This window comes from Vreelandella aquamarina (genome assembly GCF_020075495.1).
Taxonomy (GTDB): domain Bacteria; phylum Pseudomonadota; class Gammaproteobacteria; order Pseudomonadales; family Halomonadaceae; genus Vreelandella; species Vreelandella aquamarina_A.
Genome location: NZ_JABYQT010000002.1, coordinates 45,064 through 57,466, shown reverse-complemented (window position 1 = coordinate 57,466; position 12,403 = coordinate 45,064). Strand labels below are relative to the sequence as shown.

General features: G+C 65.1%; 5 protein-coding genes. All 5 read left to right on the top strand.

What is annotated here, in order from left to right:
* Position 1 precedes the first annotated feature (1 nt).
* Genes HW452_RS02970 through HW452_RS02950 form a run of 5 tightly spaced genes read left to right on the top strand, consistent with a single transcriptional unit; the run spans position 2 to position 12,401 of the window.
* Positions 2-1,237, top strand: coding sequence for a capsule biosynthesis protein (locus HW452_RS02970; protein WP_224104618.1), 1,236 nt, complete (start codon positions 2-4; stop codon positions 1,235-1,237).
* Positions 1,234-2,043 carry an SDR family NAD(P)-dependent oxidoreductase gene (locus tag HW452_RS02965; RefSeq protein ID WP_224104617.1) on the top strand — a complete coding sequence of 270 codons (810 nt, stop codon included), beginning with the start codon at positions 1,234-1,236 and terminating at the stop codon, positions 2,041-2,043. Before HW452_RS02970 ends, HW452_RS02965 begins: the two co-directional genes overlap by 4 nt.
* 1 nt (position 2,044) lies before the next feature.
* Positions 2,045-3,715 (top strand): LTA synthase family protein, encoded by a 1,671-nt coding sequence (locus HW452_RS02960; protein WP_224104616.1) that lies wholly within the window; start codon positions 2,045-2,047, stop codon positions 3,713-3,715.
* Complete coding sequence (locus HW452_RS02955; protein ID WP_224104615.1) at positions 3,712-11,067, top strand: type I polyketide synthase; 7,356 nt, start codon at positions 3,712-3,714, stop codon at positions 11,065-11,067. The genes HW452_RS02960 and HW452_RS02955 overlap by 4 nt, the downstream gene beginning before the upstream one ends.
* Positions 11,064-12,401, top strand: a complete 1,338-nt coding sequence (locus tag HW452_RS02950; RefSeq protein WP_224104614.1) for an aminotransferase class I/II-fold pyridoxal phosphate-dependent enzyme — start codon at positions 11,064-11,066, stop codon at positions 12,399-12,401. The genes HW452_RS02955 and HW452_RS02950 overlap by 4 nt, the downstream gene beginning before the upstream one ends.
* Positions 12,402-12,403: the final 2 nt, after the last annotated feature.

Sequence of the window (12,403 nt, the reverse complement as noted above, 5' to 3'; positions counted from 1 at the left end):
GTTGAAGCAAAAGCGCGCATTCTTATTTTTACAGGGGGTCTGCTCGCCCTTTTATCAACGTTTGGCGCGCAGGCTTACCGACGATGGGCACCGCGTGATAAAGGTCAACTTCAACGCTGGCGACATGGCCTACTGGCAGCGCACCCACAGTGAAACTCACCTGTTTCGTGAGCCGCTGAGCGAGCTGCCGGCCTATATCCAGTCGCTCTGGCAGCGCTACGCCATCACCGATCAGGTCATGTTCGGCGACCGCCGTCCGATCCATCGTCCCGCCGTGGAAAATGCCCCCGCCGCCGGGGTGCGCACCCATGTGTTCGAAGAGGGCTACTTTCGCCCCTTCTGGATCACCCTGGAGCGCGATGGGGTGAACGGGCACTCGCTGCTGCCCCGTGACCCCAGCTGGTTCTACGACACCGGCCGGGCCTTGCCCGAACTGCCCGCGCCGGTGCGCTTTCGCTCATCGTTCAAGATCCGGGCGCTGCACGATGTGGCCTACCACCTGGCCGGGCTTGCCAACCCGCTGGTAGCGCCGCGCTATCGCAACCATGCACCAATCAGCGCACCGGTGGAGTACGCAGGCTATCTCAAGCGCTTCACGCTGCTGAAGAAGTGGAAGCCGCGGGATGCCGAGCGCATCAAGGCGTTGATCGAGAGCCAGAAGCCCTACTTCATCCTGCCGCTGCAGCTCAATACCGATGCCCAGATCCGCGACCACTCACCCTATGCCAACATGCAGGAGGTGATGGATCACGTAATGGGCTCGTTTGCCGAACATGCGCCGGGGGATGCGCTGCTGTGCATCAAGAACCATCCCCTGGACATGGGCCTGGTGAACTATCCGGGCGTCATCGCAAGGCTTGCGCGGTTTTACGGCCTGGAAGGGCGTATCGTGTACCTTGAATCCGGCAACCTGGATACGCTGATCAAGCATGCCCAGGGCGTGGTCACGGTGAACAGCACCGTCGGGTTCGTGTCGCTCGAAAAACAGTGCCCCACCTTCGCGCTCAGCGACCCGATCTACAACCTGGCCGGGCTTACCTGCCAGGAGAGCCTGGATGAGTTCTGGCACCAGCCACCCCCACCCAGCCAGCAGCTGTTTGGCTACTTTCGCAAGACGGTGATGCATACCGTACAGGTCAACGGCGGCTTCTACTGCCAGCCGAGCATGGACCTGGCGGTCAACAATGCCGCCCACATACTGGAAGCCTGCCCGTCGCCGCTGGAGAAACTGCTTTGAGCACTGCCGAACATCGCGCCTTGAACCAGCGCTGCGTACTGATTACCGGTTCCACCGGCGCCATTGGCGGTGCGCTCGCCAAGGCCTACGCCGACAAGCACACCCATCTGATCCTGCATGGCCGGCAGCAGGCCGCACTCGCTACCCTGGCCGATGCCTGCCAGGCGCTGGGCGCCGAGGTAAGCACCTCCTCGGTCGACCTGACCGATGAGGCGGCGCTGGCGCAGTGGCTCGAAGCGCTTTGCGCCACGCATACCCCGGATATCGTGATTGCCAACGCGGGGAAGAATACCCACCCCGAAGCGCCAGGGCAGCTGGAGCCCTGGGCGGATGTGCAGGCACTACTGGATATCAATCTGAAGACGCCCATCGCCATGGCCCAGCGCCTGGTACCCGCCATGCGCGCCCGCGGCAGCGGCCATCTGGTGTTCATCAGCTCGCTGGCGGGGTGGCATGGCCTGCCCACCACGCCCACCTACAGCGCCAGCAAGGCCGGCATCAAGGCCTACGGCGAGAGCCTGCGTGGCCTGCTGGGGCCTTCTGGAATCGGCGTGACCGTAGTGATGCCCGGCTACGTCACCTCCCCCATGTGCAACGCCATGCCGGGGCCGAAGCCTTTCGAATGGCCGCCGGAGCGCGCCGCCAGGGTCATCAAGCGCGGCATCGAGGCCAACAAGGCCCGCATCAGCTTTCCGTTTCCGCTGAATTTCGGCACCTGGTGGCTGGCGGTACTGCCGGCCTCCATTTCCCAGTGGCTGATCAAGCGCCTCGGGTTCGACCATACCGATGACCTGGGAGGCGCCTGACATGACCGCCTCGTTAGCGACACAGCTTTTCTGGCCGCTGCTGGTCGGGCTTGCGGCAACGCTTGGCTGTGAAGCGCTGCTTCGCCCCCGCCCGCAACCTTTATGGCGGCGCGGGATAGCGGCCAATAGCGTGCACCTGGGTAGCTGGCTTTTGCTGTTTGGCCTGTTCGTGCTGGTGCTCACGCGCCCCTGGTTTGCGGTGATATTCGTGCTTTCGCTGCAACTGGTGGTGGTGCAGTCCAGCAACACCAAATCGAGCACCCTGAACGAGCCGTTCATCTGCCACGATTTCGAGTACTTCTGGGACGCCATTCTGCACCCGCGCCTGTACGTGCCCTTCTTCGGCACGGGCTTGGCGATTGCCGCCATTGCTGCCGGGGCAGTGGCGATTGGCGGGTTCCTCTACTGGGAGCCTTCGCTGGTAAGCCAGTGGGGCGGGCCGGCCTTCCTGCTGCATGCCGGGGTGCTTGCCCTGCTGGGCGCGGTACTGGTAGCGCTTGGCTGGCGGGCACTGGCGCCGATTACGCTGAACCCGGTAGACGACATGGACCGGCTGGGGCTGTATGCCAGCCTCTGGGCCTATGGCGTGGCGCTGATGCGCTCAGCGCCGCCAATGCCGGAGCAGTCGCCTTTTCATCAATTGCCCGAGAAGCTTGCGGCCAGCGGCCAGAAGCCTTCGGATGAAGCGCTGGCCAACGTGGTGCTGGTGCAGAGCGAGTCGTTCTTCGACCCGCGCCCCTGGTATCCGGATATCGCCGATAGCCTTTTGACCCACTTCGACACCACGCGCGCAGAAGCCCTGCAGCATGGCGAGCTGAGCGTACCTGCCTGGGGCGCCAACACCGTGCGTACCGAATGCGCGGTGCTCACCGGCCTTGCGCCCAGCGCCTGGGGCCCGCGCCAGTTCAACCCCTACCGCACGCTGTCGCGCCACCCCTTGCCAAGCCTTGCCAGCACCTTCAAGGCCGCTGGCTACCGTACGGTGTGCATTCACCCCTACCCTGCCAGTTTCTACATGCGCCACAAGGTGATTCCACAGCTTGGCTTCGAGACGTTCATCGATATCGAGAGCTTCGAGAGCAGCGACCGCCAGGGGCAGTACATCGGCGACATGGCCGTTGCAAGAAAAGTTGGACGCCTGCTCGAGGATGGTGATAATAGGCCGCTTTTCGTGTTCGTGATCACCATGGAAAACCACGGGCCACTGCATCTGGAAGCGCCGGTTCAGGAAAACCTGGCAACAGCGCTGCCTACGGCTCCCTGGCCGCTGCCCACCCACTTGCGCGATTTGGCCGTATACTTGCGCCACCTGGGCGAGGCCGACAGGATGCTCGACAGCCTCAAGCGCGCCCTGAATGCGGCGAAGCGGCCGGGGGTGCTGGGCTGGTACGGTGACCACGTGCCCATACTGCCCGCAGCGTATCAGTATTTTTCACCGCCTGCCGGCACTACTCCCTACATGTTATGGTCAACATCTTCGCGCCAGCGCGTAAAGGGGCAAGCCGAGGGCCCGACAGCGGCTCACGAGCCAGACGCCCCATCGACCGGGCAGCCAGGCCAGCGTGCCCTGGCCGCCAGCGAGCTGGGCGTCCAGCTATTTGAACAAGCGTTTGGACACGATATAAGTAGCGATGTGATCAAGGCAGAACCAGAACCTCAGGAGCAAGAATGACTAAACGCGTTGCCATCATCGGCGCCGCCCATCGTTTTCCAGGTACGACCCCTGAAACGTTCTGGCAGGACCTGCAAGCCGAAAAGGATTTAGTCACCCAAGTGGCCCCCGACCGCTGGAGCCATGACGCTTTCCAGCACCCGGATAAACGTCATCCTGGCACCAGCGTGACCTTTGCCGCCGGCAGCCTGGGCGACATCAGCGGTTTCGATGCCGAGTTCTTCGGCATATCGCCCCGCGAGGCGGCCAACATGGACCCCCAGCAGCGCATGCTGCTGGAACTTGCCTGGGAAGCCATGGAGAGCGCGGGCATCCAGCCTGCCAGCCTGCGCGGCAGCCAGTGCGGCGTCTTCCTGGGCGTGGCAAGCCTTGATTACTCTTACCGGATGGCCGATGACATGGCGGCCATCGATGCCTCGACCGCCACAGGCAACACCTCGAGCATCGCCTCGAACCGTCTCTCCTACGTGTTCGACCTGCACGGCCCCAGCATGTCGCTGGATACCGCCTGCTCGTCTTCCATGGTGGCGTTTCACCAGGCCTGCCAGTCCATACGCAGTGGCGAGACCCACATGGCCCTGGCGGGCGGCATCAGCCTGCACCTGCACCCTTACGGGTTCATCATCTTCTCTAAGGCCAGCATGCTCTCGCCCACCGGCCGCTGCCAGGTGTTCGATGAAGCGGGCAACGGCTACGTGCGCTCCGAAGGGGCCGGGCTGTTCCTGCTCAAGGATTATGACCAGGCCGTGGCCGATGGCGATCACATTCTGGCCGTGGTGGCAGGCTCGGCGGTCAATACCGATGGCCACAAGTCCGGCCTGACGGTTCCAAACCCCACCGCCCAGATCGAGCTGATGCGCCGCGCCTACGAACAGGCCGGGATCGCCCCGGACGAGATCGACTACCTGGAAGCCCACGGCACGGGCACCGCGGTGGGCGACCCCATCGAGACCCGTGCGATCGGCGAGGCGCTGGGCCAGTATCGCCAGTCGCCGCTTCCCATCGGCTCGATCAAGAGTAACGTGGGCCACCTGGAAACCGCCTCCGGCGTGGCCGGGCTTGCCAAGGCGCTGTACAGCCTGCAGCACCGTGAAGTGCCCGCCACCATCGGTATCCGCAAGCTGAACCCGCGCATCAAGTTCGATGAGTGGAACCTGCACGTGGTCACCAAGGCGCAGCCGCTGAAAAAGCAGGGCCGCCTGGTCATCGGCATCAACTCCTTCGGCTTTGGCGGGGCCAACGCCCACGTCATTCTGGAAAGCGCGCCGGAAAACAGCGCGCCGCCGGCGGTGGCACCCGCCCATGCCCTGCCGGTACGCCTGAGCGCCAGGAGCCAGGAGGCACTGGCCGCCAACGCCCGCGCCCTGGCCGCGTTCTTGCAAGAGAGCGATAGCGCCTACTACGACATCGCCCACACGCTCTACCACCGCCGCGAACAGCACGCCTTCGGGGCGCTCTGTTTCGCCGAAACCCCGCAGGAGGCCGCCACGGCGCTTGCGCAGTTTGCCGAAGGCGAAAACCCGGCAAGCGTCGTCACGCTGGAGCGGCTGGACAATGCTCGTGGCCCTGTCTTCGTATATGACGGCAACGGCTGCCAGTGGGAAACCATGGGCCGCGACCTGCTCGACACCGCCCCGGTATTCAGCGATGCCATCGACCGGGTCGATCAGTTGTTCCAGCAGTACGGCGACTTTTCACTGCGCGACGAGCTGGCGGGCAGAAATGGCGAACACCGCTTCGAGCTGACCGAGATTGCCCAGCCGGCGCTGTTTGCCCTGCAAGTAGCCCTCACCGAGTGGCTGAAAGCCCAGGGCATCACGCCCTCGGCGGTATTTGGCCACAGCGTGGGTGAAGTGGCCGCCGCCTGGGCCGCAGGCAGCCTGAGCCTTGAAGACGCGGTGAAGGTGATCTACTACCGCAGCCACTACCAGGGCAAGACCCGCGGGCTGGGTGAAATGTCCGCCGTGGCCATGAGCGCCGAGGAGATCGAACCCTGGCTTGCCCGGCCCGAATTCGACAAGGTGTGCCTGGCGGGGGTCAACAGCCCCAAAGGCATCACCCTGGCCGGCGAGCGCGAACAGCTGAGCGCGCTTGAAGCGCAGTTGAGCGACCAGGGCGTTTTCGCCAAACGCCTGCCGCTGGATTACGCCTTCCACAGCCCGGCCATGGACAGCATCCAGGCCGGGGTGATCGACGCGCTGGCCAGCATTTCGCCCCGCCCGACAGTACTCCCCTACTACTCGACGGTTACCGGCCAGATCAGCCAGGGCAGCGAGCTGGGCGCCACCTACTGGTGGAAGAACATCCGCGAGCCGGTACTGTTCGACCACGCCGCCACGGCGCTGATCGAACAGGGTTACAACGTGTTTATCGAGGTGGGTGCGCACCCGATTCTGCGCCGCTACCTCAACGAGTCGCTGCGCCAGCAGGAGCGCACGGGGCTGGTCATCGGTACGCTCGAGCGCCACAAGCCGGGCCTTGAATACCTGAACAGCAGCATCAGTCAGCTGCTGCTGAGCGGGCTTCCGCTGGATGTGGCGCATCTCTTCCCGGTGGAAGGCCAGCACGTGCAGTTGCCGCGCTACGCCTGGCAGCACACTCGCCACTGGGTCAACAGTACTCAGGACAGCCAAGGGTTGCTGTCGCGCTACTACCAGCACCCGCTGCTGGGCTATCCGCTTGCCCAGCAGGAAAACACCTGGGAAAGCCAGCTGGATACCAAGCGCGAGCCCTGGCTGGCCGACCACGTGGTGGGCGAAGGCGCGGTCTTCCCCGGCGCCGGGTTCGTCGAACTTACCCTGGCCGCCGCGCTGGCCCAGCACGACACCCCGCTACTGGATGTCGAAGAGCTGGAAATTCGTGCGCCGCTGCTGCTGGATGGCCCCAACGGCCGCACCATGCGCCTGTCGCTTGACCCGAATGACGGGCGCATGGCCATCCACTCCCGCGAGCCCGCCAACGGCCACGAGTGGCAGTTGAATGCCGTGGCCCGCACCATGCGCGAAAGCCGCGGCTTCTTGCTCGAACGCCAGGCGCCACGACGCCCCGACCGGGCGCCGGACTACACGCTAGACGACCATCTCGCGATGGCCGAGCGGATCGGCCTGCACTATGGCCCGGCCTTCCAGGCGATCCGCCGCGGCTGGATCGAGGAAGACGCCGTCATCGGCGAGATCGAACTCTCAAGCGATGTCGAGGCCCAGCTCTCCTCGCTGCACGTGCACCCCGGCATTCTGGACAGTGCCTTCCAGATGTTCATTCCGCTGCTGGCCCGACACAGCGAGTTCGCCGCCCAACTGGCGTTCGTGCCCGTGCGCGTGGGCCGCATCCAGGTGAACACCCAGGCCGGCGCGCCGGTGATGGCCCGTGCGGTCATGGGCAAGCGGGCGCCGCACTCCTTCACTGCGGATTTCGAGCTGTTCGACGCCGAAGGGCGTGCAGTGGCCGTGCTCAGCCAGACCCGCTTCAAGGCGATTCGCCTGAACCGCGCTCACCACCAGCCGTTCAGCTACCTGGATGTCGAGCTTACCCCGGCGCCGCTGACCGCTGCTGCCATCACGCTGCCTGCCGAGTCGCTGACGCGCCTGGCGGGGCTTGGCGAGCGCTACGCGGCTCACACCGGCCAGCGCTATGCCCAGGAAGTCGCCCCGCTGCTGGACAGCCTGAGCGAAGCGTTCAGCCAGCAGGGCCTGGCGGTTGATGGCAGCGACGAGCAGCTGGCGCCGGAAACCATCTGGCAGTTGCTGGTGCAGGAGTACCCTGACTACTTTGCCCCGGTTCACCTGGTTGGCCGCCTGGGCCTGCACCGCCAGGCGCTGCAAAGCGGCACCACGCCGCTCGAGGACCTGGGCATTTCTGCAGAGCACCTGGCGCGCCTTAACCGCGTGCTGGTCGGGGAAAGCGGCTGGCAGCTGCTGGCAGATGAGCTGGGCGAGCTGATGCGCACCGCTCTTGACGAGCTTGCAAGCGGCGAGCACCTTTCGCTGCTCGAGGCCGGCCCCTGCGCGCCGGCGCTGGGCCAGCGCCTGCTCGAAATGCTGGAGAACACCGCCCCGACGGCGCCTTATCACTATCGGGCGCCTTACCACTACCGGGCGCTGACCACCCACGACAGCGCCCGGCATCAGGCCGAACAGCTTCAGGAACGCTTCCCGCTGATCGATGTGCAGCCGCTGGATGGCACGCACGACACCTTGGCGAGCGCTGAAAAAGCCCAGCTGGCGTTCGTGAGTGCGGACGTTACCCAGCCGGCTCATACGCGCCAATTGATCGAGGCCCTGCCCGGCCAGCTCGCCCCTGGTGCGCAGGTCATGGTGGTGGCCATTGCTCCCAGCCGCTGGCTGGATGACGTGCTGGCCACTCCCGGCATCGACCAGACCGCCCTGGAGCCCGCCACTTTAAGCGAGTGGCTGAGTGCTCAGGGCCTGATGGTGTCGGCTCCCATCGAGCTCGAAGAAGGCATGGCCGGTGCCTACCTGCTGCACGCCCAGATGCCTGCGGCCGCGGGCGCTGCCGAGCATGCCCCGGCGCCGCATCAGCTGATCGTGGCAGACGCGGCTACCGACCCGCTGGCCCAGCGCCTGGCCGATGCGCTTATTCAGCGCCAGGCAAAGGTGGTCATCGAACAGGGCGAACAGGCACCGGCAGCGCTTCTGGACAAGGCCCTGGCCGAGCTTGGCGATGCCGCCCGCGCCCTGAACGTGATCGACCTGCGCGGCCTGAATGGTGCCAGTACCGATGCCCAGACATTGCGCTGCCACCGCGCCCAGCAGTGGAGCCTGGCGCTTGAAGCCAAGGGGCTGGCTGCCGCCACGCTCTGGCTCACCACTCAAGGAGTCAGCCCGGTATGGCAAACCGGCGCGACACCGTCGCCGGTGTTCGACGACGCCGCTTTCTGGGGCTTTGGCCGCTCGCTTGCCAACGAGGCCGTCGGCCATACGGCCAGCCTGCTGGATATCCCTGATGACGTCAGCGACGCCGCGCTCACCGCCTGGGCAGATTCGCTGAGCGTCGCGGATCGCGAAAACGAAGTCGTGATTACCGCGACCGGCGAACGCTACGCCACGCGCCTGCGCACGCTTCCCGCCCCGGCGCCGGTTCAGGCGGACAAGGCCCCGGCACGCCAGGCGATGACGCTCGGCTTTGCCCTGCCCGGCCAGCTGCGCCAGCTGCAGTGGCGCCCGCGCGAGCTTGCCGAGCTGAAAGCCGACGACGTGGAAATTCGCGTCAAGGCCACCGGGCTCAACTTCCGCGACGTGATGTACACCCTCGGCCTGCTGTCCGATGAAGCCATCGAAAACGGCTTTGCCGGGCCGACCCTGGGCCTCGAGTTCTCCGGTGAAGTCGTGGCCGTGGGCGAGAACGTGACCCACGTTGCGCCCGGCCAGGCCGTGGTCGGTTTCGGCCCGGCCAGCTTCAGCGACCGCCTGATTGCCAGCCAGCACGCGGTGGCCCCGCTGCCGGACGGTGTCAGCTACGCCGCCGCCGCCACCATTCCGACTACCTTCTTCACCGTGTACTACGCGCTCAAACACCTGGCGCGCCTGGAACCCGGCGAGAAAGTGCTGATTCACGGCGCCGCTGGCGGGGTGGGCATTGCTGCCCTGCAGATCGCCAAGTGGATGGGTGCCGAGATCTACGCCACGGTGGGCTCTGAGGAGAAGCGCGATTTCCTGCGCCTGATGGGCATCGAGCGGCTCTATGACTCCCGCTCGCTCACCTTTGCCGAAGAGATTCTGGAAGACACCCAGGGCGAAGGCGTGGATATCGTGCTCAACTCGCTGGCCGGTGAAGCCATCAACCAGAACCTGCGCGCCCTGCGCCCGTTCGGGCGCTTCCTGGAGCTTGGCAAGCGGGATTTCTACGAGAATACCCATATCGGCCTGCGCCCGTTCCGCAACAACCTGAGCTACTTCGGCATCGACTCCGACCAGCTGATGAAGGTGCAGCCCGCCCTGACCCAGCGCCTGTTCAGCGAGATGATGGCACTGTTCAACGACGGCACGCTCAGCCCGCTGCCGTTCACCGCCTTCAGCCACAGCCAGGTGATCGACGCCTTCCGTTACATGCAGCAGGCGCGCCAGATCGGCAAGGTGGTAGTGACCTATGAGCAGCCCATTGCCCCGCCGAAAAACGAAGCCTTGGGCAGTGCAACCCTGACCCTGGACAGCAGCGCAAGCTATCTGGTCACGGGGGGCCTGGGTGGTTTCGGCCTCAAGACGGCCCAGTGGCTGGTGAGCAAAGGTGCCCGCCAGCTGGTACTGCTCAGCCGCAGCGGCCCGTCAAGCGACGAAGCCCAGGCAGCCATGGCGGAATTCCAGGCGCAAGGCGTCGAGGTACTCGCTACCGCCTGCGATATTACCGACCGCCGCGCGCTTGCCGAGGTGCTGGCTCGCGTGAAAGACGAGCTTGGCCCGCTGCGCGGTATCGTGCACGCCGCCACGGTGATCGACGACGGGTTGATTCGCAACCTGGACGCCGAACGTATTCAGAAAGTGCTGGCTCCCAAGATCGAGGGCGCTCGCCATCTGGATGCCCTGACGCGGGACGATCAGCTGGACTTCTTCGTCCTGTATTCGTCGGCCACCACGCTGTTCGGCAACCCCGGCCAGGCCAACTACGTGGCCGCCAACCACTGGCTGGAAGCCTTTGCCGCCAGCCGCCGCGCCACCGGGCTTGCCGCTACCTGCGTGCGCTGGGGTGCCATCGAGGATGTAGGCTTCTTGGCCCGCAACACCCGTACCCGCGATGCCCTGCAGGAGCGCCTGGGCGGTTCGGCGCTACGCTCGGACGACGCGCTCAAGGTACTCGAACAGATGCTGGTAACCCCCGGCCCGAGCCTGGGTGTGCTGGAGCTTGAGTGGGGCGCGCTTGCCCGCTTCTTGCCCACCGCCGAGGCACCGCGCTTTTGCGAGATTGCCCGCGCCAGCGACGATGACGGCAGCAGTGAGGCCGACGACGATATCAGCGCCCTGCTGGCGGATCTTTCGCCGGAGGAACTGCACACGACGGTCACCGAACTCCTGCGCGCCGAGCTTGCCAGTATCCTCTTGATCGAAGAGGAGAAGATCGACGTCAACCGCTCGGTCTACGACATGGGCTTCGATTCGCTGATGGGTGTGGAGCTGATGACCGCGATCGAAAACCGCCTGGGCGTTCAGGTGCCGGTCATGGTGCTCAGTGAGGCCTCGACGCTGGACAAGCTGGCGGGCGTGCTGATCCAGAAGCTTCACCAGCATGACGACGATGTTGAGGAGGCACCCCAGGATGCGTTAGCCTCGCTGGCCGCGCGCCACGGCGCGGACGCCATTACGGAATCAGCCGCTACTTCATCGACCACCGAGACACCATGACCGCTCATCGCTCTGATCTGAAACGCCAGCTGCTGGAGCAGGCACGCAAGCGCACCGCGCCGCGTGCCGCCTCTCGAAACGACAGCGCGGGTGCTGCCCATGCCAGGCCAGCGCCCGTGGCCGAGCGCTTTACGCGGTTTGACGCCCACCCGGGCTACCAGCAGTTGGCCATGCTGCGCCAGGGTGCCGAGCAGTTGGGGCTCAAGGACCCCTTCTTCAAGGTGCACGAAGGCATCGCCGGCGCTACCAGCGTGATCCAGGGAACCGCCTGCATCAACTTTGCAAGCTACAACTACCTGGGCTACTCCGGCGACCCTCGGGTGACTCAGGCCGCCGCCGACGCGCTCGCCCGCTACGGCACGTCGGTCTCCGCTAGCCGGGTGGTTTCCGGCGAGCGGCCCATTCACCGTGAACTCGAGCAGGCCATTGCCCACGCCTATCGGGCTGATGACGCCGTGGCGTTCGTCAGTGGCCACGCCACCAATGTCTCTACCCTGGGCTATCTTCTCGGCCCCAAGGACCTGGTGCTGCACGATGAGTACATCCACAACAGCTCCCTGGTAGGCGCTCAGCTTTCCGGCGCCAAGCGCATGTCGTTTTCCCATAACGACCCGGACGCGCTGGATGCGCTGTTGAGCCGTCATCGTCACCAGTTCGAGCGGGTGATTGTGGTGATCGAAGGGCTCTACAGCATGGATGGCGACATACCGGATCTGCCGCGCTTCATCGAACTCAAGAAGCGCCACCAGGTATGGCTGATGGTGGATGAAGCGCACTCCTTCGGGGTCATGGGCGCTACGGGGCTGGGCCTGCACGAGCACTTCGCCATCGACCCGACGGAGGTCGATATCTGGATGGGCACCATGAGCAAGACCCTCTCCGGATGCGGCGGCTATATCGCCGGCAACAAGGCGCTGGTCGAAACCCTGCGCTACTTTGCACCGGGCTTCTTGTACAGCGTGGGCATGCCTGCGCAGGTGGCTGCCCCTTCCATCAAGGTGCTCGAACTGATGCAGCAGGAACCCGAGCGGGTGGAAAACCTCCACGCGATTTCGCGCTACTTCCTGGAGCGGGCCAAGGCGCATGGCATGGATACCGGGCACAGCATCGGTGCCGCCGTAGTGCCGATCATCGTGGGCAGCTCGCCTTTGGCCGCGCATCTCTCGCACACCCTGCTCGAGCAGTACCATATCAACGTGCAGCCCATTCTCCATCCGGCAGTGCCTGAAAAAAGTGCCCGGCTGCGCTTTTTCCTGGCCCATGACCACACCAAGGCCCATATCGACCAGACACTGGATGCGCTTGCCACGCTGCTTGCCCAAGCGCAAGGCTGACC

Bases quoted from the DNA above. Each gene is read 5' to 3' on its own strand.
- HW452_RS02960 (WP_224104616.1), top strand. From the start codon at position 2,045: ATGACCGCCTCGTTAGCGACACAGCTTTTCTGGCCGCTGCTGGTCGGG.
- HW452_RS02955 (WP_224104615.1), top strand. From the start codon at position 3,712: ATGACTAAACGCGTTGCCATCATCGGCGCCGCCCATCGTTTTCCAGGT.
- HW452_RS02950 (WP_224104614.1), top strand. From the start codon at position 11,064: ATGACCGCTCATCGCTCTGATCTGAAACGCCAGCTGCTGGAGCAGGCA.